27 protein-coding genes are annotated in these 26,673 nt (G+C 55.9%); 8 read left to right on the top strand and 19 right to left on the bottom strand.

Features of this window, described 5'->3' with window-relative positions; all coding sequences use genetic code 11:
* Positions 1 to 63: 63 nt before the first annotated feature.
* Positions 64 to 984 (top strand): LysR family transcriptional regulator, encoded by a 921-nt coding sequence (locus tag AC0Z7K_RS09765; protein ID WP_413530128.1) that lies wholly within the window; start codon positions 64 to 66, stop codon positions 982 to 984.
* Here the strand turns inward: AC0Z7K_RS09765 and AC0Z7K_RS09760 are convergent.
* The 11 genes from AC0Z7K_RS09760 to bioH all read right to left on the bottom strand — a co-directional run bounded on the left by AC0Z7K_RS09760 (position 964) and on the right by bioH (position 10,641).
* Positions 964 to 1,608, bottom strand: coding sequence for a hypothetical protein (locus AC0Z7K_RS09760; RefSeq protein ID WP_485614165.1), 645 nt, complete (start codon positions 1,606 to 1,608; stop codon positions 964 to 966). The genes AC0Z7K_RS09765 and AC0Z7K_RS09760 overlap by 21 nt on opposite strands.
* Before the next feature lie 188 nt (positions 1,609 to 1,796).
* A complete protein-coding gene (gene mdcH, locus AC0Z7K_RS09755) occupies positions 1,797 to 2,732 on the bottom strand; it encodes a malonate decarboxylase subunit epsilon (RefSeq protein WP_485614164.1) in 936 nt (311 codons plus the stop codon).
* A 24-nt stretch (positions 2,733 to 2,756) separates the two neighbouring features.
* Positions 2,757 to 3,383, bottom strand: coding sequence for a malonate decarboxylase holo-ACP synthase (locus AC0Z7K_RS09750; protein WP_485614162.1), 627 nt, complete (start codon positions 3,381 to 3,383; stop codon positions 2,757 to 2,759).
* Between the two features lie 19 nt (positions 3,384 to 3,402).
* On the bottom strand, positions 3,403 to 4,365 hold the full coding sequence (locus AC0Z7K_RS09745) for an AEC family transporter (RefSeq protein WP_485614161.1): 963 nt from the start codon (positions 4,363 to 4,365) through the stop codon (positions 3,403 to 3,405).
* A 188-nt stretch (positions 4,366 to 4,553) separates the two neighbouring features.
* Positions 4,554 to 5,369 (bottom strand): biotin-independent malonate decarboxylase subunit gamma, encoded by an 816-nt coding sequence (gene mdcE / locus AC0Z7K_RS09740; protein ID WP_485614159.1) that lies wholly within the window; start codon positions 5,367 to 5,369, stop codon positions 4,554 to 4,556.
* Entirely contained in the window at positions 5,366 to 6,208 is an 843-nt protein-coding gene (locus tag AC0Z7K_RS09735) for a biotin-independent malonate decarboxylase subunit beta (RefSeq protein ID WP_485614158.1), read from the bottom strand. The genes mdcE and AC0Z7K_RS09735 overlap by 4 nt, the downstream gene beginning before the upstream one ends.
* Positions 6,198 to 6,500, bottom strand: a complete 303-nt coding sequence (locus tag AC0Z7K_RS09730) for a malonate decarboxylase subunit delta (protein ID WP_485614156.1) — start codon at positions 6,498 to 6,500, stop codon at positions 6,198 to 6,200. Before AC0Z7K_RS09730 ends, AC0Z7K_RS09735 begins: the two co-directional genes overlap by 11 nt.
* Before the next feature lie 20 nt (positions 6,501 to 6,520).
* The gene (locus AC0Z7K_RS09725; RefSeq protein WP_485614154.1) at positions 6,521 to 7,396 is read right to left on the bottom strand and encodes a triphosphoribosyl-dephospho-CoA synthase; all 876 of its coding nucleotides are present in this window, start codon (positions 7,394 to 7,396) and stop codon (positions 6,521 to 6,523) included.
* Positions 7,397 to 7,401: 5 nt separating this feature from the next.
* On the bottom strand, positions 7,402 to 9,063 hold the full coding sequence (mdcA, locus tag AC0Z7K_RS09720; RefSeq protein ID WP_413530119.1) for a malonate decarboxylase subunit alpha: 1,662 nt from the start codon (positions 9,061 to 9,063) through the stop codon (positions 7,402 to 7,404).
* Between the two features lie 308 nt (positions 9,064 to 9,371).
* A complete protein-coding gene (locus AC0Z7K_RS09715; RefSeq protein WP_413530118.1) occupies positions 9,372 to 9,641 on the bottom strand; it encodes a YdgH/BhsA/McbA-like domain containing protein in 270 nt (89 codons plus the stop codon).
* A gap of 229 nt (positions 9,642 to 9,870) precedes the next feature.
* On the bottom strand, positions 9,871 to 10,641 hold the full coding sequence (bioH, locus tag AC0Z7K_RS09710; RefSeq protein WP_485614151.1) for a pimeloyl-ACP methyl ester esterase BioH: 771 nt from the start codon (positions 10,639 to 10,641) through the stop codon (positions 9,871 to 9,873).
* 46 nt (positions 10,642 to 10,687) lie between these two features.
* Between bioH and gntX the strand changes: the two genes are divergently transcribed.
* Positions 10,688 to 11,383, top strand: a complete 696-nt coding sequence (gene gntX / locus AC0Z7K_RS09705; RefSeq protein WP_485614150.1) for a DNA utilization protein GntX — start codon at positions 10,688 to 10,690, stop codon at positions 11,381 to 11,383.
* A gap of 103 nt (positions 11,384 to 11,486) precedes the next feature.
* A complete protein-coding gene (gene nfuA, locus AC0Z7K_RS09700) occupies positions 11,487 to 12,062 on the top strand; it encodes a Fe-S biogenesis protein NfuA (RefSeq protein WP_112167529.1) in 576 nt (191 codons plus the stop codon).
* Positions 12,063 to 12,199: 137 nt separating this feature from the next.
* On the opposite strand, the gene malQ is transcribed toward nfuA, so the two are convergent.
* From malQ to ulaA, 8 genes are all read right to left on the bottom strand, one after another.
* Complete coding sequence (malQ, locus tag AC0Z7K_RS09695; RefSeq protein WP_485614149.1) at positions 12,200 to 14,332, bottom strand: 4-alpha-glucanotransferase; 2,133 nt, start codon at positions 14,330 to 14,332, stop codon at positions 12,200 to 12,202.
* Positions 14,333 to 14,340: 8 nt separating this feature from the next.
* Positions 14,341 to 16,755, bottom strand: coding sequence for a maltodextrin phosphorylase (gene malP / locus AC0Z7K_RS09690; protein WP_413530114.1), 2,415 nt, complete (start codon positions 16,753 to 16,755; stop codon positions 14,341 to 14,343).
* 306 nt (positions 16,756 to 17,061) lie between these two features.
* Positions 17,062 to 17,751: an L-ribulose-5-phosphate 4-epimerase gene (locus tag AC0Z7K_RS09685; RefSeq protein ID WP_413530113.1), complete on the bottom strand. Its 690-nt coding sequence runs from the start codon at positions 17,749 to 17,751 to the stop codon at positions 17,062 to 17,064.
* Positions 17,748 to 18,608, bottom strand: coding sequence for an L-ribulose-5-phosphate 3-epimerase (locus AC0Z7K_RS09680; RefSeq protein ID WP_485614147.1), 861 nt, complete (start codon positions 18,606 to 18,608; stop codon positions 17,748 to 17,750). Before AC0Z7K_RS09680 ends, AC0Z7K_RS09685 begins: the two co-directional genes overlap by 4 nt.
* 10 nt (positions 18,609 to 18,618) lie before the next feature.
* Positions 18,619 to 19,275, bottom strand: coding sequence for a 3-keto-L-gulonate-6-phosphate decarboxylase UlaD (locus AC0Z7K_RS09675; protein WP_485614145.1), 657 nt, complete (start codon positions 19,273 to 19,275; stop codon positions 18,619 to 18,621).
* Positions 19,276 to 19,308: 33 nt separating this feature from the next.
* Positions 19,309 to 19,779, bottom strand: a complete 471-nt coding sequence (ulaC, locus tag AC0Z7K_RS09670) for a PTS ascorbate transporter subunit IIA (protein WP_485614143.1) — start codon at positions 19,777 to 19,779, stop codon at positions 19,309 to 19,311.
* A gap of 10 nt (positions 19,780 to 19,789) precedes the next feature.
* A complete protein-coding gene (ulaB, locus tag AC0Z7K_RS09665; RefSeq protein WP_195814787.1) occupies positions 19,790 to 20,098 on the bottom strand; it encodes a PTS ascorbate transporter subunit IIB in 309 nt (102 codons plus the stop codon).
* A gap of 14 nt (positions 20,099 to 20,112) precedes the next feature.
* Positions 20,113 to 21,516, bottom strand: a complete 1,404-nt coding sequence (ulaA, locus tag AC0Z7K_RS09660) for a PTS ascorbate transporter subunit IIC (RefSeq protein ID WP_485614141.1) — start codon at positions 21,514 to 21,516, stop codon at positions 20,113 to 20,115.
* Positions 21,517 to 21,919: 403 nt separating this feature from the next.
* Between ulaA and ulaG the strand changes: the two genes are divergently transcribed.
* The 5 genes from ulaG (at position 21,920) to glpG (ending at position 26,669) form a co-directional block, all read left to right on the top strand.
* Positions 21,920 to 22,984 (top strand): L-ascorbate 6-phosphate lactonase, encoded by a 1,065-nt coding sequence (gene ulaG / locus AC0Z7K_RS09655; RefSeq protein WP_112167520.1) that lies wholly within the window; start codon positions 21,920 to 21,922, stop codon positions 22,982 to 22,984.
* 144 nt (positions 22,985 to 23,128) lie between these two features.
* On the top strand, positions 23,129 to 23,884 hold the full coding sequence (ulaR, locus tag AC0Z7K_RS09650; RefSeq protein WP_413530108.1) for an HTH-type transcriptional regulator UlaR: 756 nt from the start codon (positions 23,129 to 23,131) through the stop codon (positions 23,882 to 23,884).
* 83 nt (positions 23,885 to 23,967) lie between these two features.
* On the top strand, positions 23,968 to 24,288 hold the full coding sequence (glpE, locus tag AC0Z7K_RS09645) for a thiosulfate sulfurtransferase GlpE (RefSeq protein WP_413530107.1): 321 nt from the start codon (positions 23,968 to 23,970) through the stop codon (positions 24,286 to 24,288).
* A gap of 141 nt (positions 24,289 to 24,429) precedes the next feature.
* Positions 24,430 to 25,620 carry a trans-sulfuration enzyme family protein gene (locus tag AC0Z7K_RS09640; protein ID WP_485614140.1) on the top strand — a complete coding sequence of 397 codons (1,191 nt, stop codon included), beginning with the start codon at positions 24,430 to 24,432 and terminating at the stop codon, positions 25,618 to 25,620.
* 218 nt (positions 25,621 to 25,838) lie between these two features.
* On the top strand, positions 25,839 to 26,669 hold the full coding sequence (glpG, locus tag AC0Z7K_RS09635; protein ID WP_485614138.1) for a rhomboid family intramembrane serine protease GlpG: 831 nt from the start codon (positions 25,839 to 25,841) through the stop codon (positions 26,667 to 26,669).
* Positions 26,670 to 26,673 lie beyond the last annotated feature (4 nt).

Raw genomic sequence — 26,673 nt, 5'->3', positions numbered from 1 at the left:
CCTTTCTCAATAGCCGCACTGCGGCTATTATCCTCAGGCCGCAAACGCGCCGCAGGAACCCGTATGATCGACAGTGAAATCACTTTCCGCAAACTCGAAATTTTCCTCGCCTATATGGAAAAACAGAACATCAGCCGCGCCGCCGAGCAGCTCGGGCTGAGCAGCGTCAGCGTGCATCGCGCGCTACATTCTCTGGAAGAAGGTTTGCGCTGTCCGCTGTTCATCCACAAAGGCCGCAATCTGTTGCCACTGCCTGCCGCCGAAGCGTTGCTTGAACACGCCACGCAGGTCATCGAACAGATGGAGCACGGCATTCAGGCCACCCAGCGCGCCGCCGGATTTGGCGACAAACGCCTGAAGCTCGGCACGCTGTATTCCCTGACGCTGGAAACCATTCCGCGCCTCATCATGGGGCTGAAACTGCGCCGTCCGGAACTTGAGCTGGAACTGGTCATGGGCTCGAATAATGATTTGCTGCACAAGCTGGAAGACGGCCAGCTCGATGCCATCCTGATTTCCACCAGTGACTCCAGCATCGACGCTCAGCGTTACGATCAGCTGCCACTTTTTCAGGATGATATCTTCCTCGCCGCCCCCGCCAGTTCAGAAATGGCAACCGAGGGCACGGCGGATTTGCGGGATTTTAAACAGGAAAAATTTGTCTCACTGGCCGAAGGATTCGCGACTTACCACGGGTTTCAGGAAGCGTTTCAGATTGCCGGATTCGAGCCGGATATTGTAACGCGGGTAAATGACATTTTCTCGATGCTGAGTCTGGTGCAGGCGGGCGTCGGGTATACGCTGATCCCGGGCAGAATGAAGGGAGTGTATGAAAATACGGTGCGGTTACTGCCGCTGGCCGAAGCCTACCAGATGCGCCAGACCATCGCGCTGGTGTTCCCGCACAGCCGCGAGCACGATCCCAACCTGCTCGCCCTCGCAGCCGAAAGCCGGATGTATGCGCTAGCGAGCCGCAAGCGCTGAAAGGCGCTCGCTGTTTTGCGCAATTAACACCACCGGCCAATGCGTTTTGTCCGGATGATCACTCCATATGGCAGATTCCGGAATACTCACACCGTCGTACCGCATTCTGGTGCCATCGTAAGGGTAAAATTGGCCTTTCTCAGTATCCAGCACGAAAACCACTAATCCGGCAGAGTCCTGCGCAAGCCGTTTCCACAATGCCCGTCCGCCGGTGTATTGCTCATTATCACTCATCAGTGTGAGATTTTTTTTAGTGACCAGCGTTTCATATAACAAGGTCGCTAAACGGTAATCTCGCATTCCTGAATTGACGACAACGCCTTCGATTTGAAATGCCTTCTCGTCTTCCCAAAACTCGCGTACGTCGAGAATTTCGTCATCATTTTTCCGGCGGGAATGTTCCAGCGTGGCAATCACGTGGTGTCGCTTTTCGCCACGGTTATCTGTTCTGGTTTGCGCTTCTGCAATGGCGATAAACGGAATTTTTTCATCATAAATGACCAACATGTCGACATTGTTGAAATGTATCTCATCAATGATCTCAAACCGTCGGGCCAGGGTAGCTGTGCTGTACGATCTGTCGAGCACTATCATTTTTGAATCCCCGCGAATTAAAACTGGCATGATATCCCTTCATGTAAAGAGGCAACCCTTCAATCAGCAATTGAAGAGTCATTGGACAATAGCATATTGCGCAATATTCCAACAAAAAGGAACGCGGAATATACAAATTACTTTTGTAATTCAGCGTGTTACTGAAAAACGTAACACACCAAAAACATCAGTTCATGCCCAACCTATCACAACAATTTCTACCGCTCATTTTCCCGTAACCGCGCTGCGAGACGTCTCGCAACCTGCATGCCGGACTGGCATAAGGACAGCGCTTCGCCCTGTTCCATCGCCCGTCGGGTGAGGCCGCTGAGCACCGCGCCGGGGGGCATTTCGAGTGCCAGACGCACATCGCGCTCATACGCCGCGACCATTGCGTCACGCCAGTTCACGGTGCGCGCCATATTCATCGCCAGATCGTCGGCGATTTTCTCCGGCTGCCAGTAAACACGTCCGGTGGTGCCGCTGAGATAGCCACAGGTCGGGCGGCAAATCGTCACCTCTTTGAATGCATCCACCAGTTTTGCGGCAGGTTCATCGAGCAACGCACAATGCGATGGCACGCTGACTGCCAGCCGGTGGGTTTTCTGCGCGCCCTGCACTTTGGCAAGCGCCATCACTTCCTGCATCGCGGCGTCACTGCCGGCGATCACCAACTGGTCTTCGGCGTTGATATTCGCCAGATAAACCGGTGATTCAGACGTGTTGGCCTGCGCCACTAATGCTTCGACTTGATGCTGACGCAGGCCGGTGATCGCCGAAAGGCCAAACCCCTGCGGATACGCCTGCTGCATCAGTTCGCCGCGCAACGCGACCAGTTTTACTGCCTGTGAGAAATCGAGCGCACCGGCGATCACCGCGGCGGGAAACGCTCCGATCGACAGGCCGCTGCAAAAATCGGCCTCGATACCCTCGGCCAGACATTGTTTTGCCCAGACCACACCGGCAATGAGTAAACAGAGCTGAACCGCACGGGTATCGCGCAAGGCGTCGGCGGTGTCTAAGAGCAGGACGTCTTCGCCGAGCGCGCGGCTGGCCTGCTCAATCAGGGAATGCGTCAGGGCGTTGTCCGGTAAACGGTGCAGCATCTGCGGCACCTGCGGCCCCTGACCGGGAAAAGTAAAGAGGATTTTCATCGTGCTCCTTGCTGGTGGCAGACCTCAGCCTGCCGGCGATTGCCACGGGTCACGCACCCGCAACGGGCCGGTGTCAGTTTTCAGCATCACGTCACCACCACGCAGCCATTCGCTGAGGGCAAAACCGCCCTGTGGTGTATTGATCTGGACATCGGCGCGGCACACGAGCCGCTGAAGCTGATCATAAAATTCGGTGAACTGCGCGCGGCTGACCGGTGTGTCGCAGCGCACCAGCAAATCCAAATCGCTATCGGCATGCATCACCGGAAGGTCACTGGCCAGCGCATAGGCACAGCTGCCCGTCACGCCCCATATAAAAGGCAGCTGCATTCTGCACAACGTGATCAGCGCCTGCACCGGTTGTTGCGATACAAACGGTGAGTGCAGAAGCACATTGAGGTCGCTGACCAGTGATTCCGGCGTCACCACCCGCACGATCGCCGCCGGGCTAAGCCAGGCGGCGGCACGCTGAATGCGGGTCAGCCCGCGAATGCCCACCGGAACAGCGCCGTCAGCACGCGCATCGCGACGCACTACCAGCGGCAACGCGGTGCGCCAGCTGCTGTTTACCCAAGCAGGTAAAGCATCGTTACTGTCGAGCGCAGAGCGGTCATCTGTCCAGATAAAATCATGGGCACGCGGTTGAGACATCGTTTTCGATCCTTTCTTATCAGTGAAGTGAAGCGGTCATCGTGATAAACAGCGGCAGCGTCACAATGCACAGCACCGAGCTTATCAGCAGAGACGCTTCGGCATCCGGCGACTGCACACCAAAACGGTTACCGAATACGATGCCGAAGAAACCGGCGGACAGCGCAATCATCAGGATCGCCGTCACCGCCACCTGCCCGCTCAGGCCAAACGCCAGCACCAGACCCCAGGCGATAAACGGCTGGATCAGGTTTTTCGCCACACAGGATAACAGCACCGGAGCGTTAATTTTCAGCTTACGGGCGGAGAGGATCACACCGGTCAGGAACAGCGCAGAAGCGGTCGCTGACAGACCCAGAGGCTTGATCGACGCCAGGAAGATTTCCGGCATTTTAATGCCAATCGCCGCCAGAATCACACCCAGCAGCGGCGCCCAGACGATCGGTTTTTTCACCGAACGCCACATCAGCACCGGCAGCAACGCCAGTGATGAGCCCTGATTTTCGCCGCTCAGACGTGCTTTTTCACGTTCCAGAATCAGCAGGCAGAACGGCGTCATCAGCACCGAACCGCAGGCGATAGAAACCGCCACGGACAGCGACGTTGAAGGCGCATCACCCATCACGCTGCTCAGAATAGGCAGACCGAGCGCGGCATAGTTTGGCAGCGCAACAGTCAGCGTCAGGACGGCAGCATCCTGTGCAGACTTCTTAAACACTTTGGTGCAGATAAAATAGATGGCCGCGTAGGTTATCCACATCGCCAGCACCAGCACCAGAATCAGCGGTGACTGTTCGACAATGCCCGACCACGGCGTTTGTACGGTCGCTGCAAACAGCGCAGCGGGTAGAGCGAAATCCATCACAAAAATATTCAGTAAAGAGACATTCTGGTTATCCACCATTTTCGCTTTCCCGGCATAAAAACCGAGGATCATGATGACGAAAATAGGGGCAAGCGCGTGCAAAATTACGTAAGTCATAGCGAGTTTCCTGAGACAAAAATGAATGCTCAGTCAGCGCCGGTGCGATGGTTTTTTTAGTATGACAGTCCAGTTGCAGACAACAGCAGGCTCGCACCCTGACCAATCATCAGGGCGGAACCCGCAATGCGGCTGCGTCACGCTGTTTGCAGGTGCGTTACCGGTTGAGACTGAAAGTAGTTAACGAATTACCATTCCTGGTGCATCTGCTGGCGAACGCGCTGCGAGCTGGCGCGGTTTTCGGCACCCAGACGGTTGCTGAGGCTTACGCCTTCTTTGCGTGCGTCCTGGATGTTTTGCCAGACCGTGTTTTCGACACGGGCGATATCGTCAGGCGTGGCGCTGTCGGGATCGGCGATGTCGAGCAGTTGCGACAGCAGCCCCAGCGTGGCGTAGTTTTCGATGTCGTAGGCCATCGGCGGAATGGTCGCCGCCAGTTTTTCCAGCGCATCGACAGAGCGCAATGTGATACGAGCGGCGGATTCTTTCCCCATCGCGTGGATCATCACGCCGTTATTTTTGAAAGCGATCAGCTTGTTGGCCTGATAGCCGTGCCCCAGAAACGCACCGGACATCGCTTTGCCGACAATCAGCCCGACAACCGGATGCCCGGCCAGACGCGCATTGGCGTAAGCCCCTGCGGCACCGGCCAGCGCCTGATGAATACCGAACGCTTCTTCGCGACGTCCATACGCCTGACTTGGCACATCAATTACCGCCACGATAGCGCGCTTGGTGGCTGCGTTGGCATCGGCGGCAATCACATCGTTGACGATTTTCGCCAGCGTCCAGCCTTCCAGCAGACCGACTTCACCGCCCGCGGCGCGCGGATAATGATTGTTTTTATCCGGCACCACGGCGATGAAACGCACGGCCTGATCGTTAATTTTGCCGTCTGCCGCTTTAACGGAGGGGCACAGCCCGGCCACCGGCGTGGCGTCTTTGGTCAGTTCGGCGAACCAGTAATCACCCCGGCTCACAGTGTGGCTATCAAAAGTGCTCATGCGCGATCCTCCCGGTTAAACAAGGCTTCCGTCACGTCACGGCTGGCCTGCTGCGCGGTGTCAAAACCGTTCAGTTTTGGCAGGTAATAATCATAATTATCAGAGCGGTGTGTCGCAGGGACGCCCTTTTTGATGAAGGCCAGTACGTTGTCTTTCACTTCAATAAGGGAATCTTTGACCAGCGCATCAACAAAACCGCTGTGATAACGCACTTCGCCGCCGGTCATGCTCCAGATAAACGGACGGTCGCGGGAATCGTATTCATCGATACCGGCTTCCTGTTCGATCACCTGCGGGCCGTTCAGGCCGAGGCGCGCTTCGCGGGTGACAATCAGATAGCTGCACAACGCGGCGGCAATCGACATCCCGCCGAAGCAGCCGACGGTTCCGGCGACGACGCCAATCACCGGCGTATAGCGGCGTAAATCCACAATCGCTGCGTGAATGTCGGCGATGGCCGCCAGCCCCAGATTGGCTTCCTGCAAACGTACACCACCGGTTTCCAGCAGCAGAACCGCCTGCGTCGGGATACCGTTGCGGTTATCTTCCGCCGCCATTTCCAGCGCAGCGGCCATTTTGGCTCCGGACACTTCGCCCATGCTGCCCCCCTGGAAGCTGCCTTCAATCGCGACAACCACCGCAGGCTGGCCGTTAATCTGGCCTTTGGCGACGACCATACCGTCATCGGCCTGCGGGACGATGCCCTGCGGTTCCAGCCACGGCGACATGATGCGATCGAACGGCCCCAGCAGTTCGCGGAAAGTCCCGGCGTCCAGCAACTTGCGGGCGCGCTGACGGGCATTCAGCTCGATAAAGCTCTGATCGGCATCAGTTTGCATGTTCAGCCTCCTCAAAAACCTGTTCGATACGCAGACGGGCAACCCCTGGTGTGGCGCCAAAATCATGGATGTCGAGGCGACCTGCCGGTAATTCGCGCAGGGTACTTAGACGGTCGAAAAAGTGCTGCCACAGGCTGTGGCTGCCATCGACGGAAGTGGTTACTGAAATCTTCAGCGCCTGCGTGGCGTGGGGTTCATACAGCGCTTCTAAGTCGCCGGAACCCACCACGCCGGCCTGGGCGTGAACTGCCAGCGATTGGGCCGCCGGATAACTAAATTCAAAACGTTCCATAACACCTCTTTTTACTGATGTTAGTTAATTTGTATCGTGTGCGGTTGGCTGACGCGGTCAAGAAACAGGGTTGCGGCCAGTAAATCGGCGGCACCGCCGGGCGAGACGTTATCCGCCAGCATCCGGCGCTCCAGACGCCGTAACTGCTGTCTGCCTGCCATGGAGTGCATCCCGCCGGCAGCGAGCACCGCCTGCGCGCCCTGATGCATGGCGTTCAGCGCCGGTAATCCGCCGCGTGACAGTACGCAGGTATCGAAAAGCCGGGCCATGACCGCCAGTAAGGCATCGACCTGCGCTTCGCTTTCGCTGGCACCGAGTGAACGGCTACGATGGAGCTGCGGCAGCGCGCAGTCGATAATGTGCGGGAATCCGCCCTGAGCCTCTTCGCGCGCGCCGGGTACCTGATAACGCTGCACCGCGTGCGAGCCTTTACTGAATTTTTTCGGGCTGAATGCGTCGGGCAGCGCAGCGATTTTTGCAGCGCGCCGCGCAATGTGTTGCGGCAGCAGGCTTTCAGGCTGCATGGCGACGGCGCTGACCAGCAACCCCATCGCCCAGATAGCGCCCCGGTGCGTGTTGACGCCGCCAGTTTCCGCCATCATCTGCGCCTCACCTGCACGGCCTAAACGTCCGATGTCCTGACGCAGGGCAATATCCGCCGGGCGCTGCCAGCTGTGTAACGCCAGCGCATAGAACGTCGGGGTCAGGCTGTGCGCCGAACGCTCCATCAGATCCAGATTCAAATCCTGATGTGCACCAGAACTCCGGCTGTCCACCAGCCCCGGTTTCGGGCTAAGCCGCGCTTCGTCGATCAGCGCCTGCGTCGCCGTATCTGCCAGCCTTTCGGCCAGTTCTTCCGCTGTCAGCACAGCGCCAATCGTTAAAGTCTGCGGCATCGTCATTACCAGCTACGGAATTTTGCGGGCGGGTTATACAAGCCGCCGGACCAGTCAACCAGATCGCTCACGCTGCCAGCCGCCAGTAATGAACGGGTGGCGTCGGTGCGGCGAATGCCCATGTCTTCCGGGAAGACCACCAGTTCCTGACGGCGCAGGTCAGCAACGCGTTTAGCATCAACGCCCAGACCGATGTCAGTGATCCCGGCCACGGCGGCGACCATCGCACGGCGTTCTTCCAGAGAGCGGGCGCGATACAGATAGGCAATCCCTTCCTCGGTCAGCACATGGGTGACGTCGTCGCCGTAAATCATCACCGGCGCCAGCGGCATACCGGATTCTTTACCCACGTCGACCGCTTCGAGTTTTTCCACGAACGTCGGTTTGCCACCGGCCTGGAAGGTTTCCACCATCTGCACCACCAGCTTTTTACCGCGCGCCATCGGGTCCGGCTCTTCGATCATATCCAGCCAGGCAGGCGTGGCGTGTCGGCGACCATGCGGGTCATGTCCCATGTTTGGCGCACCGCCGAAACCGGCCAGACGTCCACGGGTCACGGTGGAGGAGTTCGCGAGGCCATCAACCTGCAAGGTAGAACCGATGAACATGTCCACCGCGTACTGACCGGCCATCTGGCAGAACGCGCGGTTAGAGCGCATCGAGCCGTCCGAACCGGTGAAGAACACGTCCGGACGGGCGCGGATATACTCTTCCATCCCCAGTTCGCCGCCGAAACAATGAACGGTATCTACCCAGCCACTTTCGATAGCAGGGATCAGCGTCGGGTGCGGGTTCAGTGTCCAGTGTTTACAGATTTTGCCGCGCAGGCCGAGCTGTTCGCCGTAGGTCGGCAGCAGCAGTTCGATAGCTGCGGTGTTAAAGCCAATGCCGTGGTTCAGCGACTGCACGTTGTGTTTGGCGTAGATGCCTTTGATGGCCATCATCGCCATCAGCACGTGAACCGGTTTAATCAGACGCGGATCGCGGGTGAACAACGGTTCGATGAAGAACGGCTTATCAGCCACCACCACGAAATCAATCCAGTCGCCGGGAATATCGACGCGTGGCAGATCGCAATCGTCTTCGACCAGTTCGTTGACCTGCGCAATCACGATGCCGTTTTTAAAGGCGGCGGCTTCGACCAGCGCCGGGGTGTCTTCGGTGCTCGCGCCGGTGTAGAGATTGCCTTTGCGGTCCGCTTTGAAACCGGCGATCAGCGCAATGTTCGGCACCAGATCGACGTACAGGCGGGAATAGAGTTCGATGTAAGTATGAATAGCCCCGATTTCCATCTGACCGTCTTCCAGCAGCTGCGCGATACGCAGACTTTGCGGGCCGGAGAAGGCGAAATCGAGTTTGCGGGCAATGCCGCGTTCGAAGAGATCCAGATGTTCGGCGCGGCTGACGCTTGGCATGATCATATGCAAATCATGCAGCTTTTCAGGGTTCACTTTGGCCAGCGAGCGGGAAAGAAAATCGGCTTGTTTCTGGTTATTCCCTTCCATCACCACGCGGTCGCCGGAGGCAATCAACGCTTCAAGAATAGGAATGATTTTATCGGTGGGTAGCACTTTACCCTCGGCCACGGAACGGACACTGTCGATACGCCGTTGTTTTTCATTGCGGCGGGTGTCCCACACTTTCGTGGTCTGCGGATGTTGCGGCATGCCAAACCTCCCTGGGTTGAGCTTGCTGAAGCCTTCCCGACGTGACGAAACAGAAAGAACGGGGGAAGTTCAGGCAAGTGGCGGTTGCATCACATTGGACCTGTTTAGGTAACGGGTTAAGTGTAGGAATCTAAAGGGAACCCATCAATTAAGCGCTCTGACACTTCGTTACTCTAAGAGTAACGATTAAAATTAACGTCTATAAATCAGTAAAATGGAGGATTCAGAAAGGGAGGCGGCGCACAAAACGAGTGGAAATAAAAAGGGATGCGCAGCGGCATCCCTCAGTGTGGTTCAGAACCAAAGCCTTATTTGAAGACTTCAGCCGTTGCAGAGATTTTCTTTTTCTCTTGGGCTGCAATCACAACGTAGTATTTGCCGCCTTTTTCATCAGCCAGTTTGGACAGCTCATCTTTAGCATCCATTGGCGCGGTGTATTGATTGCTGGTCGTGACCACGCCCAGGCTGGTGTAGCCTTTCTCTTTGGCTTCTTCTTTGGTGATCATATCCGCCGCCATGGCGTTGATAGAAAATAACCCGGTCAGCATTGCAGCAATGATAATTTTATTGGTTTTCATGACATTACCTTTAAATAGAATGAATAGTTTTCAAAAAGCCGTCAGGATATGAACGTAAGGTATCGTTGCGCTGGCATGACCTTCATGGTTAAACGCCAGTAAACTCCCCAGAGACGCAAACAGACAGGCGTAACAACTTACGCTTGCCATTCACTCCGTCACATCGACTTAAGTATTGGTCACCTTTGGAAATTATCCAGAAATTTGAAAAAAATATTTACATTGCCTTTCATTTTGCAATCAGGAAGGACTCAACCATCGAACAGAAGGCGTCCGGATGCGAGATAAACGGCGCGTGTGAAGCCTTGGCCATGATTTCAGAGCGTGACTGCGGCCACAGTTCATCCAGCAACGGCACCACTTTGCGTGGCACCAGACCGTCCAGCGCGCCATAAATTCGCAGCAACGGCACGGTCAGCGCAGTCATTGGCTGGCGCAGATCGACGCTGCGCAAGATCTCCAGGCCCCCATTGAGCACCTCAACGCCCGGCATCGGCAAACCGAGCACGACGGATTTCAGCAGACGCGCATCCTGCCGCGCGCTGTCGCTTCCCAGCGTTTGCAGCGCCAGAAAACGCTCGACGGTGCGCTGGAAATCTTCACTCAATTGATGCTGAAACCCGTGCAACACTTCGGGGCGGATACCCGGCCAGTCGTCCTGTGCAGCGAAACAGGGTGAGGAGGCGACAGTAATAAGTTTTTCCACCCGCTGCGGTGCTGTCAGCGCAATCTGACTGGCGACCAGCCCGCCCAGCGACCAGCCCAGCCATGAGGCTTTTTCGGGCGCGGCGGCCAGCACGGTTTCCGCCATCTCTTCGAGCGTCATCGCGCCAAATCCTTCGCTGCGGCCATAGCCCGGCAGGTCGATCAGATGCAGACGAAAATGCGGCGCAAGTCGCCCGGCGGTGTAACGCCACACTTGCGCATTCAGCCCCCATCCGTGAAGCAGCACAAGATGGCGATCTCCTTCGCCGATTGTCTCCCGGTAAAGCGTGTTCATAGCGTATTGTCCGTGTCTGTCTGAATGGCAAAAGGAATCCGCCACTATGCTAACAATTGCCAGCCGCTGTTGGCTATGCCAGTGTCCGCTGCATCTTGCAGTTCAGGGGATTTGCAGTTTGTGCCTGAAAAATCTGCCCGCCATACCTCCCTGCTGCCCGCGCTGCGGATTGCCAAGTGCCGCAACACATCTCGAGTGTGGCCGCTGCTTGCAAAAACCACCGCCGTGGGATGCCATGACCTTCGCCTTCCCTTACGAAATGCCGGTCAGCGGACTGGTGCTGCGCCTGAAATTCTCGAAACAGCCGGAGCTGGATACTGCGCTCGCCCGCCTGCTGCTCCTGCGCTGGCAGGCGCGCTGGCAGGCGCGCTGGCGCGAAAGGTCATTGCCACGGCCGGACGTTATCTTAAGCGTTCCGCTACACCAGAAGCGCTATTTCTCACGCGGCTATAATCAAAGTGAACTGCTCGCCCGCCCGCTTGCGCGATGGTTGCATTGCGATTTTCGGCCTTATGCCATCCGCCGCGACCGGCGCACACCGCCGCAGCAAAGCCTGACCGAGCGGGAAAGAAAGTGGAATTTGCGTAAGGCATTCACCTGTCATGAAAATCTGCACAATCAGCATGTGATGCTGGTGGACGACGTGGTCACCACTGGCAGCACCGTGCGGGAAATCAGTAAAATCCTGCGTAAACAGGGAGTTGCTTCGCTGCAAATTGGCTGTATTTGCCGGACACTGTAAGCTTGAGCACGTGCTGCTAACACTGCGGCAACACGAGGGATGACGGGTAAATGCAAAGGGCGTATTATAACCAACTGGAATAGTCAACTATTGAGCTAATGTTATGATCCTTGTTACCGATGCTGCCCAAGAGCACTTTGCCAAACTGCTGGCAAACCAGGAAGAAGGCACCCAAATCCGCGTATTCGTGATCAACCCGGGTACGCCAACCGCAGAGTGCGGTGTCTCCTATTGCCCACCCGACGCGGTTGAAGCGACGGATACCGAACTGAAGTTCGAGAAGCTGTCTGCTTTCGTCGATGAACTCAGCGCGCCTTATCTGCAAGACGCGGTGATCGATTTCGTGACCGATCAGCTAGGTTCCCAGCTGACGCTGAAAGCGCCAAACGCGAAAATGCGCAAAGTGTCTGACGATGCGCCGCTGATGGAACGTGTTGAATATCAGCTGCAATCGCAGATTAACCCGCAGTTAGCCAGCCACGGCGGCCGTGTTTCCCTGATGGAAATCACCGACGACGGCATTGCTATCCTGCAATTCGGCGGCGGCTGTAACGGCTGTTCAATGATTGATGTCACCCTGAAAGACGGCATCGAGAAAGAACTGCTGCAAAACTTCCCAGAGCTGAAAGGCGTTCGCGATCTGACCGAACACCAGCGCGGCGAACACTCATTCTACTGATCAACCGTTGATCGGCCAGAATGCAAAAAGCACCCGGTGAATTGGGTGCTTTTTTTATGTCTTGAATACAGGTATCTCCATGAATACCCCAACCCTCCCCTTCGCAGGGAAGGGAGTTGCCCGAATCCGTCCTTGATTTAGCTCCTGCTCCTGCGAAGGGGGAGATTGGAAGGGGGTTTAGCAGACGACTCAGAAGCCGCCCTTCTTAGCCGGTTTACATCCGCCAGCAACGTAGTGACGTGTTCGTCGGCAAACATATCTTCAAGCGAATGCGTCAGCTTGCGCCGCCAGTTGGGGTACTCCGTATTGGTGCCGGGGACGTTGACCGGCGTGGACATTTCCAGCCAGTCTTCCGGTTGCAGGCCGAGCAACGCGCTGGCGCTGCCTGCCAGATAATATTGCAAAGCCCGGTTTAGCTCAGGCGACATCGGCATATTTTCGGCATGGCGCGAAGTTCCTTCCGGTACGCAGTGTTGCAGATGCAGCGCGTTAAGCAGCCCCTGCTTGCTGTGTTCCCGTTCGCCACGCAGCTTCTCCAGCACCTGCGGATCCGGATACACACCCAGCGACTCACCGAGCGTTAAATCCCCGCCCTCCCAGTATCCGCGCAGCGTCGGTAAATCATGCGTGGTGACCGTGGCCATTGCCTGCACCACATAATCCTGCGGCGGGCGATAGGTGAAGGTTTTGTCATGCTCGAAATACAGCACTTTGTAGGAATAGACGCCGCTGTCGCGCAGGCTGGCAACAATCTCTTTCGGCACAGTGCCAAGATCTTCGCCAATCACCATGCACTGATGCCGCTGGCTTTCCAGCGCCAGCACGCCGAGCAAATCTTCCAGCGGATAACGCACATACGCACCGTTGCCCGCCTCCTGATCGGCCGGTATCCACCACAACCGCAGCAGCCCCATCACGTGATCGATACGCAGCGCGCCACACTCCGCCATATTCGCGCGCAGCAAATCGATAAACGGCTGATAGGCACGGGCTTTCATTTCATGCGGATCGATGGGCGGCAGCCCCCAGTTTTGCCCCTGCGGCCCGAGGATATCCGGCGGTGCGCCAATAGTAGCGTTCAGGCAATACAGCGCCGGATCCGACCAGGTTTCTGCCCCGCCTTCTGCGACGCCGACCGCTAAGTCCCGGTACAACCCGACAGGCATTTCCAGCTCAACGCTGCGCTGATAACACGCCGAAAACTGCGTGTGTGCCAGCCACTGCTGCCACATGAAGAACTCAATTTCACTGGCGTAACGTTCGCTGAATTCCGCCACGTCTGCGCCTTTCGCATTACGATACGCATCGGGCCAGACCGGCCAGCCCCACTGGCCTAAATCCAGATCCCGCAGGTGAGTATGCAGGGCGTCGAACAGCGCCTGCTGGCGTAAACTTTCGCCGCCGGTTTGCACAAAACGCCGGAAGTCACGCTTACGCGGGCTGGCTTCCGCCAGCTCATCAAACAGTGGCCACGCCAGTTTCAGCGCGGCGGATTTGAGCTTCATTACCAGCGGATAATCGACGTATTCTGTGCTGCGCGCCTGTAACAGGGCGTCGTGCGTATCGATGGAGTGCCACCAGCTTTGCGCCTCCGGGCTTTCGGCAAATTCCTCCACGGCGTTTACGTCGATATACGTCAGATTCAGCCAGCGGCGGGACGATGGGCTGTACGGGCTGGCGCTCAGCGGATTCGCCGGATAGAGCGCATGAATAGGATTAAGCCCGACAAACGCGCCGCCGCGCTGCCCGACTTCTTCGACCATTTTTTTCAGATCGCCGAAATCGCCGACGCCCCAGTTATTCTCTGAACGCAGCGTGTAGAGCTGGATAGTCGCGCCCCACAGTTTTTTGCCCTTGCACAATGCCTGCGGTTCGAAACAGCGCGGGGGCACCACAATAATCCGGCACGGCCAGACCTGACCGTTTTGCGATAACGTCAGCTGATGATAGCCCGCAGGCAGACCTGCGCTGAGATTCAGCACGTTGCCGCCCTGAATCTCACCCTGCGTCTGGTCACCGTTCTCAAACATCAGCTGCCACGCAAATTCACCGCTGCCTTCCGGCGTCAGCAGCACGTTTTTGCCTTCAGTAACCACTTTCACCGGCGGAATCGGTGTAACGTCTTCCACGTCCTGCGGGTCACGCCCCATCGCTGCCAGCAGGGCGATACGGGTATCATCGGAAACCGTTTCAACCTCATCGGCCATATTGATAAAACTGTCTATAATCCCCGCCCGGCGAGCGGCTTCAACGAGTTGCTTATCCTCCATGCCTGCTCCTAACGTTTGGCCTGCCAGATGCGCTGCTGGTAATCGCGGATGGAACGGTCGGCGCTGAACATCCCAACGCGTGCGGTGTTGAGCAGCGCGCGGCGCGTCCATTCATCGGCGTTGCGGTAAAGTGCATCCACCTGTTTTTGCGCTTGGCAATATTCAGCGAAATCGGCCAGCACCAGATACGGATCGCCGCCGTCGAGCAGGCTGTTAAGCATCAGATCGAAGGCTTTCTTATCGCCATTGGCGTAAAAACCGCTGGCCAGCTCGTCGAGAATCGCTTTCAGGTGTTTATCTTTTTTCACCACCGCTTTCGGCTTGTAGCCTTTTTTCAGCTGCGCCTTCACTTCATCCACCGTCAGGCCAAAGATGAAGATATTGTCCTCACCGACCTGCTCGGCAATTTCGACGTTCGCGCCATCCAGCGTGCCGACGGTCAGCGCCCCGTTGAGCGCCAGCTTCATATTGCCGGTGCCGGAGGCTTCTTTGCCCGCCGTAGAGATCTGCTCAGAAACGTCAGCCGCCGGGATCATCAGTTCTGCGACCGACACGCAATAATCCGGAATAAACACCACTTTGAGACGATCCGCGACGATCGGATCGTTGTTGATCTTCTCCGCGACCTGGTTGATCGCATAGATAATATTTTTGGCGAGGTAATAACCGGGCGCGGCTTTGGCACCGAACAGGAAAACGCGCGGCACGATGTCGAGTTTCGGGTTATCGCGGATCTGGCGGTACAGCGAAAGGATATGCAACAGGTTGAGATGCTGACGTTTGTACTCGTGCAGACGTTTGATCTGCACATCGAAAATTGCCTCCGGATTGAGCCGGATGCCCATGCGATGCCAGACGTATTCCGCCAGCCGCACTTTGTTGTCGTGCTTGATTTTGCGGTACTGTTTGCAGAATTTTTTATCTTTAACGCCGCTTTCCAGCTCTTTTAGCAGATCTAAATTCGTGACCCAAGTGTCGGTTTTCAGACGGTCGTCAATCAGTGCTGACAGCTCAGGATTACACTGTTTCAGCCAGCGGCGCGGCGTGATGCCGTTGGTGACGTTGTGGAATTTCTCCGGCCACAGCTGGTGGTATTCCGGGAAGAGATCTTTGACCACCAGATCCGAATGCAGCGCCGCGACGCCGTTCACCGCAAAACCGGCGACCACGCACAAATTCGCCATGCGCACCTGTTTGTCGTGGTGCACCGCCAGTTTCGCCCAGACAGCCTCATCGCCCGGCCACTCTTTGCTGACCAGTTTCTTAAAGTTGGTGTTGATTTGCTTAATGATCTGGAAATGGCGTGGCAGCAGGCTGCGCACCAGACTTTCGTCCCAGGTTTCCAGCGCTTCAGGCATTAAGGTGTGGTTAGTGTAAGCAAAGGTGCGGCTGGTGATGTGCCACGCGTCATTCCAGTTCATCTGATGTTCGTCGATCAGCACACGCAACATTTCAGGAATGGCGATGGTCGGATGGGTATCGTTAAGCTGAATAACTTCGTAGTCCGGCAGTTCGCTGATTTTACGCCCCAGGAAATGATGCCGCCGTAAAATATCTGCCACCGAGCAGGCGCACTGGAAATATTGCTGCATCAGGCGCAGGCGTTTACCTGCCTGATGATTGTCATTGGGATAAAGCACTTTGGTCAGTTTAGCGGCATCTATGCCCTGTTGTTCCGCTTTCAGAAACTCACCGTCGTTAAACTTATCGAGATCAAAAGGATGCGGATGGGTGGCTTCCCACAGCCGCAGCGGCTGAGTAACGCCGTTGCGATAGCCCATCACCGGCAGATCCCAGGCTTCGCCGCGCAGGGTAAATTCCGGTTCCCAGCGTGCAACGCCCTGCTCATTTTTGACGATTTTCCCGCCGATACCGACGCTCACCGCCAGCGAGCTGTTGTGGCGAAACCACGGGTAATCGTTGCGGTGCCAGTCGTCCGGCGACTCTTTTTGCTTGCCATCGACAAACCGCTGACGGAACAAACCGTACTGATAATTCAGGCCATAACCGATGCCCGGTTGCCCGACTGACGCCATCGCATCCAGATAACAGGCTGCCAGCCGCCCCAGCCCGCCGTTACCGAGTGCCGGATCGATTTCTTCTTCCAGCAGGTCGGTCAGATTGATATCGAACTGTTCCAGCACGCTGGCGATTTTCTCATACCAGCCGAGATTGATCAGGTTGTTGCCGGTCAGTCTTCCGACCAGAAATTCCATCGAAATGTAGTTAACGTGGCGGGTGACTTTTTTGCTTTTGCTGGTGACGGTATCGCTTTGCGGCGGCAGCTGTTCTGCAACGGCGGCGCTGACCGCATGCCACCACTGGTGCCGGGTCATGTCCTTCGCGCTGGTGAGTCCGAACGCTTGCCACTGGCGGGTTAACGCCGCCAAAAAAACATCCTGCTTGAGCGTGATCTTCGACATAGGGCAGTCTCTTTTCTGTCAGAGGGGACGGAATATTTCCGTGAGAAAAAGCCTGATTGCGGTAAAAAGTGTGATCCCAATACACTTATGTATAAACCCAATGTCGAAAAAATGCTCACAAGAGGTCAGAGGAAAAATGCATGAAATCATGTCGAAGGGAGATTTTTAGATTTTTATCGCCAGCCAATACCCCCTCTCAACCTCCCCCTTCGCATGGGGAGGAGCTAAAAGCAAAACCTGAAGACGGCTTAATCGGCTCCCTCCGCTGCGAAGGGAGTTGGGATATTAATGGCAATTCAGTGTTCGCTACTTTTGCCCGTAATACGCATCCGGCCCATGTTTTCTGCTGAAATGCTTATGCAGCAGATAATCGTCCATCGGCGGTTGCGCGCGTTGCAGGGTGCCGGTGATCCACGCCATTTTCGCGACTTCTTCCAGTACCACGGCATTGTGTACCGCCTGCTCCGGCGTGGTTCCCCAGCAGAACGGGCCGTGCTGGGCGACCAGAATGCCCGGCATATGCAGCGGATTGATCCCTTCCAGCGTTTCGACGATCACCCTGCCGGTTTCCAGTTCGTACTGCCCGGCGACTTCTTCGCGCGTTAATGGCCGCGTACAGGGGATCGCACCGGAAAAATAATCTGCATGCGTGGTGCCGAGCGCCGGAATGGCGACGCCCGCCTGCGCCCATGAGGTTGCGTGGGTGGAATGCGTATGCACGATACCGCCGAGTTCAGGGAAGCGGGCGTACAGTTCGAGATGCGTGGCGGTGTCAGAAGAAGGTGTGTAATGCCCTTCAACAACGTCTCCTTGCAGGTTCAGCACCACCATGTCGTCTGCCTGCATTTTTGCGTATTCCACGCCGCTCGGCTTGATCACCACCAGGCCGCGCTGGCGATCGATGCCGCTGACGTTGCCCCAGGTGAAGGTCACCAGACCGTATGCCGGCAGCGCCATATTGGCCTCAAACACCCGCTGCTTCAGTGACTCCGTCATGCCATTTCCTCCATGTTCAGCCCGGCTTTCTGCATTTTATCCACCACCCAGGCGCGCGCGTTGCGCACTTCCTGCATCGGATCGGCGGCGGTTTCGCTCCACATTTCGATCAGGTACGGCCCGCGATAGCCGCTTTTTTGCAGCGTTTCGAAACAGCGCTCGAATTCCACTACGCCGCTGCCGAACGGCACGTTTTTAAATACGCCCGGCTGCGTATCTTTTATATGCACGGCGACGATGTGCCCCGCGCCGCTTGCCAGCTCCATCTGCACGTCGTTATCCCACGCCGACAAATTGCCGATATCCGGATAAAGCTGGAACCACGGATTGTTCAGGTAATGGGTGTAGCCGAGCGCCTTGCTGATCGAATTCATCAGCGGGTAATCCATAATTTCCATCGCCAGGGTCACCTGCGCGCGGCTGGCCATTTCCACCGATTCCTGCAAACCATCGCGAAAACGTTCGCGGGTGTGATCGTTGGCCTGCTGGTACCAGACATCGTAGCCGGCAAGCTGGATCACGCGGACACCCAAATCCTGCGCCAGCACGATGGCTTTACGCATTATTTCCAGCCCCTGATTACGGGTTTCATCGTCCTCCGAGCCGAGCGGAAAACGGCGATGTGCGCTCAGGCACATCGACGGAATGCGGATACCGGTGCGCGAAATCGCATCGACCACCAGCAGACGCTGCTCTCGTGACCAGTCAAGCCGCGCCAGCCGGTGATCGGTTTCATCCACCGACATTTCAACGAAATCGAAACCCAGCTCTTTCGCCAGCGTCAGGCGCATCAGCCAGTCTTCGCCCGCAGGCAGGGCTTTTTCATAGATACCGAGTGGAACGGCTTTATGCATCATGCGAGATTCCTTAGCCCCAGAGCTGACTGATGGATTTTTTAAACTGACGCGCCGCCTCGACCGGATCTTTGGCATCGCGGATGCTGCGACCGGCAATAAAGACGTGGATCGGAATGCCTTTAAACAGCGGCAAATCTTCCAGCGCCAGCCCGCCGGTAACGGTCACTTTAAAGCCCATATCGGAAAGACGTTTGATGGCGGTAATATCGGCTTCGCTCCACGCCACGCCTGCTGCCTGTGCGTCCCGGCTGCGGTGATACACCACTTGCCCGATGCCCGCGTCGCGCCATTCCTGCGCCTGTTCCCACGTCCAGTAGCCGGTCAGTTCGATTTGCACGTCACCGTTAAACTCTTTCGCCACGTCCAGCGCACCTTTGGTGGTGTTGATGTCGGCGCAACAAATCACCGTCACCCAGTCGGCATTGGCTTCAAAACACATCCGCGAGAGGATTTTTCCGGCATCGGCGATTTTGGCATCGGCCAGCACGATTTTTTCCGGGTACAACGCTTTTAAATCACGCACCGCACGCACGCCTTCGGCGACGCACAAAATGGTGCCGACTTCGATGATGTCCACTTCGTGGGCAATCAGACGCGTGGTTTTGTAGGCGTCGTCCATCGACTGGTTATCCAGTGCAACCTGCAACATCGGTAATGAATGAGACATAGTGAATTCCTTCTCTGAGAGCAAAAATGTGAATTAGTGCGCCGCGGCGGCGGACGTCTGGTCGATCAAATCAAGGACCTGCTGCGCTGTAGTACAGGCTCGCAGGCGATCGAAATTGGCTTCATCGTCAAACAGGTTCACCACCTGCATGATGCCGACTTCCTGATGAGCGTTGGCATCCACGGCGGCCAGCGTGATGAGAATATCCACCGGATCGTTATCTTCGTGGTTGAACACCAGCGGCTTTTTCAGCGTCACCAGCGCGAAACCGGTTTTGAGCACGCCCTCTTCCGGACGGCCATGCGGCATCGCCAGGCCGGGCGCTATCACAAAGTACGGGCCGAAACGTTTGACGCCGTCCAGAATTGCCTGGTAGTAACGCGGCTCCACCACGTCAGCTTTCACCAGCATATCGACGCCAATTTTTACCGCTTCCTGCCAGGTTTCTGCTTCCGCGTTCAGGCAGATCGAATCGTTCTGAGCCAGCGAATCTCGCAGTTTCATCTTTTGCCCCCTACTTTTTTAGCGACGTGGGGAAGTGTGCGTTAATCACTTCCATCACTTTCGGGCCGAAGTCTGCCGCGGACAGCATGTTGCGCACACCAACCACGTATTTGTTGCCGCTGACCGTGATTTCATCCGCGACGTGCGTGGAGGCGACAATAATGTCCGCGCCGCCCAGTTCTGATTTGTACTCGCCCACCGCGCAGCTGTTCATGGTGTGATCCACACCTTCCTGCGTCAGGAACTGGCCGATTTTCATCTTCATGATCATCGAACTGCCTTGCCCGCAACCGCATACCGCCAGAATTCGTACTGTCATGGGAACCTCGTTGATTAGTGAGAAGTAGATTGATTAAGCGCTTGTTTTTCAGCGTCTTCTTCGGCGCGCAACGTGCGGCCCGCGAAGAACATGTACATCAGTGCAATCATCGCAATGACGCCCATAAAGGCCATGCCGAGGCTGAAGAAGCCCTGCATCATTGGCGGTGCGAGAATCGACCAGTCGGCCATCCCCATCCAGGCGCTGAGGCCGGTGAGTTTGATAGCCCAGACGCAGCCAAAGATTTCGACCATCCCCATCACCAGACAGATTTTCAGCGCAGCGCGCCAGCCACCGAAATGGTTGGCAAACACGCCGATGGTGGCGTTGGAGAAGAACATCGGGATAAAGCCGGGGATGATCATGATGGAAGAACCGAGGCCGAACAGGATGGCCACGGCAATCAGTTGGCCGATGGTGCCCCACATAAAGCCCCAGACCACGGCGTTTGGCGCGAAGCTGTAAATCGCTGCGCAGTCGATCGCCAGAACGGCACCGGGAATTAAGCGTTGTGAGATGCCGTTAAAGGCTTCGGTCAGTTCGGCGACAAACATGCGCACACCCTGAATGATGATGAAAATCGCCACGGCAAACATCAGACCGGTTTGCAGGATGTAGATGGTCCAGTGGGTTTTACCGGCCATTTGTTGCAGCGTATCCAGGCCAAACGAACACAAAATGATGCCGAAAAACACGGTCATCACGATGGCGGTGGAAACGATATTGTCGTGGAAAATGTTCAGCCAGCCCGGCAGTTTCAGGTCTTCGACACTGTCTTCTTTCTTGCCGAGATACGGTGCGATTTTATAGGCGATCCAGGAGGCAAACTGCTGCTGGTGGCCGATGGAAAAACCGCTGTTTTCGGTTACGGACTGCGTCGGTTTGTACATCATGTTGGACGTAATCCCCCAGTACAGTGACACCAGAATCGCCGTGCACCAGATGGTGGTCCACATCGGGTAGCCCATGATAAAGAAGAAGACCGCAATCAGCCCGGCCTGCTGGAACATGATGTGGCCGGTGAGCATGATGGTGCGAATGCCGGTAATACGGCGGAAAACGACCATCAGGATGTTCAGGCCGAGGGCAATCAGCACCGCGTAACCGACCCAGCTGTAGGCATCGCCCATGCGTTCGACCGTCGCCATCATGGAGGCGTAGGTGTCAGAGATCGCGCCGTTGATGCCGTAAACCTCCGACAGCTTGGCCACCACCGGTTTAAACGTGCCGGTCAGAATGCCGGATCCGGCCTGCAATAACATAAAGCCGATAATGGTTTTGATGGTGCCTTTGATAACTACCGTCGCGCTCTTTCTGAGCAGGATGTAACCGAGCATGGTCACAATACCCAGCAGCAGCGGCGCGTTGGTCATTACCTGATTAAAAAATACGGTAAAGAGGGTGTAGAGGAATTCCATAAGACTCTCCGTCTGACCTGGTTTGATCTTTTACGCTGAATATCGCATTAAAAGTGAGGGACAGATGCACCCTAATGCTCACATCGAATCAGGTAAAGATTCACAATGATTATTTGTGAGCAGTCTCGCAAGTTATCGTCATGTCAGAAATATTCACCCGAACAGATTTACTCCTCTTTTTATTTATATTTCAGCTTATTAAATGAAACCTGTTTCTATAAAAACGTTCTTCCCGCTCAATATCCTTTGAGGATGCGTTGTCATCTCCATCAGTAAATCTTCATTCAAAGTCATTGTCATGACGATATTTCGGTGATAGTTTTCGCATAAACCAATCACATATAATCACATAATGATTTGTTGTGACATTTTATTCACACTGTTATGACGATGAGGGAACACCATGAGCAAAGTAGAAACGATCAGCCGCGAATCCTGGATCCTGAGCACTTTCCCGGAATGGGGCACCTGGTTAAACGAAGAAATTGAGCAGGAAAAGGTCGCGCCGGGCACCTTTGCCATGTGGTGGCTGGGCTGTACCGGGATCTGGCTGAAGTCTGAAGGCGGCGCAAATATTTGCGTCGATTTGTGGTGCGGCGTCGGCAAGCAAAATCACAGCAGCCCGCTGATGAAAACCGGCCACCAGATGCAACGCATGGCCGGTGTGAAGAAGCTGCAACCCAACCTGCGCACCACGCCGTTCGTGCTTGATCCCTTTGCGATCCGCGAGATCGACGCGGTGTTATCCACGCACGATCACAACGATCACATTGACGTTAACGTCGCCGCCGCCGTCATGCAAAACTGCGCCTCCGACGTGCCGTTCATCGGCCCGCAAACCTGCGTGGATCTGTGGATGAGCTGGGGCGTGCCGGCTGAGCGCTGCATCGTGATGACGCCGGGGAAAGTCGTGCGTATCAAAGATGTGGAAATTCATGCGCTGGATTCTTTCGACCGCACGGTGCTTATCACCCTGCCCGCCGACCAGAAAGCCGCAGGCGTGCTGCCGGACATGATGGATCAGCGGGCGGTGAACTACCTGTTCAAAACGCCGGGCGGAAACCTGTATCACAGCGGCGATTCACACTATTCCAACTATTACGCCAAACACGGTAATGAATATCAGATTGACGTGGCACTCGGCTCCTACGGCGAAAATCCTCGCGGCGTGACCGACAAAATGACCAGCGTCGATATGCTGCGCATGGCGGAATCGCTGAACACCAAAGTGGTGATCCCTTTCCATCACGATATCTGGTCGAATTTCCAGGCTGATCCGCAGGAAATCCGCGTGCTGTGGGAGATGAAAAAAGACCGCCTGAAATACGGCTTCAAGCCGTTTATCTGGCAGGTCGGCGGCAAATTCACCTACCCGAATGACAAAGACAATTTCGAGTACCACTATCCGCGCGGATTCGAGGATTGCTTCACGACAGACACCGATCTGCCGTTTAAATCCTTCCTTTAAAAATCATTATTTAAAGGTGCAGAGCACGCATCGCGGGGAATTTACTCCCCGCGTATTTCATCAGTAAATGATGATTGAATGCATCAAATGCTCGTTTATAATCACGCGGTAATCATTCTGATTCGATTTACTCGCGGAGCCACCATGACTGAGCCACAACGCCACAATGCTATCCTCGATCTTTTGCAGCGTCAGGGCCAGATTTCTGTCGCTGATGTGATTGATCACTTTGATATTTCTCCGGCGACAGCGCGTCGTGACATCACCAAACTCAATGAATTAGGCAAATTACGCAAAGTGCGTAACGGTGCCGAAGCCGTCAATCAGCCGCGTCAGAACTGGACACCGCTGAACATCCACCAGACCCACAATCTGAATGAAAAAATGCGTATCGCCAAAGCGGCGGCCGAACTGTGCCAGCCGGGCGAAAGCGTGGTGATTAACTGCGGCTCGACGGCGTTTCTGCTCGGGCGTGAAATGTGCGGGAAAGACATTCAGGTGATCACCAACTATCTGCCGCTGGCCAATTATTTGATTGAGCAGGAGCACGACAGCGTGGTGATCATGGGCGGACAGTACAATAAAAGTCAGTCCATTACCCTCGCCCCGCAGGACGGCGATGCCAGCCTGTATGCCGGCCACTGGATGTTCACCAGCGGCGCGGGGCTGACACCCGATGGCCTGTATAAAACCGATATGCTGACGGCGATGGCCGAGCAGAAGATGCTGAATTACGTTGGGAATCTGGCGATCCTGGTGGACAGCAGTAAGGTCGGGCAGCGTGCGGGCATGTTGTTCAGCCGCACCGAACAGATCGACGTGCTGATCACCGGCAAAGAGGCCAACGCGGAAATCATTGAGCAGTTGCGTCAGAAAGGCGTGAAAGTCGTGCTGGTTTAAGGGTACCCGCGCAGTTTGTCTGGTCTTGATTGGTGAATAATTAGGTAGAATGCCGGGATAACTGACGAATGAGGCCCGGCCAAATGGAACAATTTGAAGCAATCAGCGTGGAACAAGCGCATACCCGTCTGACATCAGGCGAAGCGGTGATGGTCGATATCCGCGATCCGCAGACGTTCGGTGCAGGTCATGCCCCCGGCGCATTCCACCTGAGCAACGACAGCATGCGTGCCTTTATGGATCAGGCCGATGCTAAAAAACCGGTGCTGGTGATGTGCTACCACGGCATCAGCAGTCGCGGCGCAGCGCAGTTTCTGATCGGTCAGGGTTTCGAATCGGTCTACAGCGTGGACGGCGGTTTTGAAGCCTGGGCTAAAACCTTCCCTCAGGATATCGAAGCCTGATTTCCCGTTGTTTTTACCGGCGCAGATGCACTTCCTTTATAACCAGCCCGATCGGTCTGCGCCGAAAATGTTCTTAAGCGGAAAAAGCTACACATCTTCAGTCTTGATATAATTTCCTTCTACCAACGACAGGATTTCAAGATGAAACATCTGAACACTTCACGTTCTTTAGGGATGCGTACCCTCGCCGTTCATGGCGGCCAGCAACCCGATGCCCAGACGGGCGCCATTGCGACGCCTATCACGGCGTCTTCTGCATTTTCGTACCCCGATTTTGACAGCGGCGCGCGCCGTTTCAGCGGTGAAGAACCAGGCTACATGTACAGCCGTTTTGCCAATCCGACGGTAACCGTTTTCGAACAAAAACTCGCAGCGCTGGAAGGCGCAGAAACTGCTGTCGCCTGTGCCAGCGGCATGGCGGCGATCAGCGCCACCTTATTTGCCCTGCTGGTGCCGGGCGATGAAATCATTCATATCGGTACGCTGTACGGCGGCACCGAAGGCGTGGTGCGCAATCTGCTGCCGCGTTACGGTATCAAACCGGTTCACGTCACAAACGTCGCCGAACTGGAAGCCGCATTCACTAAAAACACCAAAGTGGTACTGGTCGAGACACCGGCCAATCCGGGGCTGGATATCGCCGATTTGGCGCTAATCGCCCGTCTGTCGAAAGCCGCCGGGGCAGTGAGCGTAGCCGACAACACCTTCGCAACGCCGTACCTGACGCGTCCACTCGAGCTGGGCATTGATCTCGTTCTGCACTCGGCAACCAAGTACATCAGCGGTCATGGTGATGCGACCGGCGGCGTAGTGGCCGGTTCTGCGGCGCTGATTACGCCAATCCGCACACTCAGTCTGAAACAGTTCGGCGGCTGCCTCAGCCCGTTCGAAGCCAGTTTGCTGATCCGTGGATTGAAAACGCTGCCGTTGCGCGTCGAAGCCAGTTCGCTGAGTGCGCAGGCCGTGGCGGAATTTCTCGACGGACACAGCGCGGTCGGAACTGTCTTTTATCCGGGGCTGCAACAGCATCCGGGCCATGCGGTGGCCTCGCAACAGATGAAACTGTTCGGCGGGATTATGGCCATTGAACTGAAAGGCGGGCTGAACGCCGCACGGACGTTCCTCGATAAGCTGAGCATCATCACGCAGGCGGTTTCCCTCGGCGATACCGATTCGCTGGCCTGCCATCCGGCATCTACCACCCACAGCGCCGTCGCACCGGAAATCCGCCGTCAAAGCGGTATCACCGACGGACTGGTTCGCATCAGCATTGGTATTGAAGACACCGACGACCTGATCGCCGATCTGGAACAGGCGCTGGAAGGCCTGTAAGGTTAATGATTGCAACATCGTTTAACCGCGATGTTGCATCAAATCCCGATCCATCTCACACCCGTGTTAATTTTTCTCCGCCGCTGGCTTCTCAGCATTCGTAAATTCCCCTCCTTTTACTGACTGACGTTATAATCGACTTCCCACACGCTGGCAGATAAGGTATTGCCCTAAAATGACGGCAACAAAACAATCCATTAGGGAAATCGCTTAACGCTATGGTGCGCATTCTTAACCTGAACAACCCCCGTCTCGCTCAGGCGTTTGTCGATTACATGGCAACGCAGGGATTTACGCTGACGATGAAACACGAAAGCCAGGAAGTGCAGATCTGGCTGGATGACGAATCCCGTCTGGAAGAAGCCGAAAAACAGGTTGCGCTGTTTGTCCGCGATCCGCTGCATCCGCGTTATCAGGAAGCCAGCTGGAAAACCGGCAAGGCCCAGCCGCATTTAAAGATGTCCCATACGCCATTCCTCAAAAGCTTGCGCAGCCGCGCCGGGCCACTGACCATTGGCATGATTGTGCTCAGCCTTGCGGTGTTTATCCTGCAACAGCTGGTCGGCGATCCGCTGGTGATGAGCTGGCTGGCGTGGCCGGACAGTTCGCGCGTTTTCCAGATCTGGCGCTGGTTCACCCCGGCGCTGATGAATTTCTCGTTTATCGCGCTGCTGATTAATCTGGCGTGGTGGTGGTATCTGGCCAGCCAGATTGAGATGCATCTTGGTAGCGGCAAACTGTTTACAGTCACCATCGTTTCAGCACTGATCAGCGGCTGGGGTCAGTCGATGGTCAGCGGTGCCTGGTTCGGTGGCCTCTCCGGCGTGGTGTACGCGCTGATGGGTTACGCCTGGCTGACCGGCCAGCTGAAACCGGAAAGCAAGTTATACGTGCCCGGCGGGCTGCTGGTGATTTCGCTGATTTTTATGTTTATCGGGTATGCTACGGGCGGCGCTGCCGTGTCCAATGCTGCGCACGCGTTTGGTCTGGGTCTTGGCCTGGTGATGGCATTTGTTGATACGCGCGCACCGCGCAAAAAAAGTAAGTAGGGGA

The sequence above is a fragment of the Rahnella sp. 1L-D-7-B-C2 genome (genome assembly GCF_057290995.1).
Note: the sequence above shows the minus strand (reverse complement) of the source record. Positions and strands in the feature narration are given on the sequence as shown.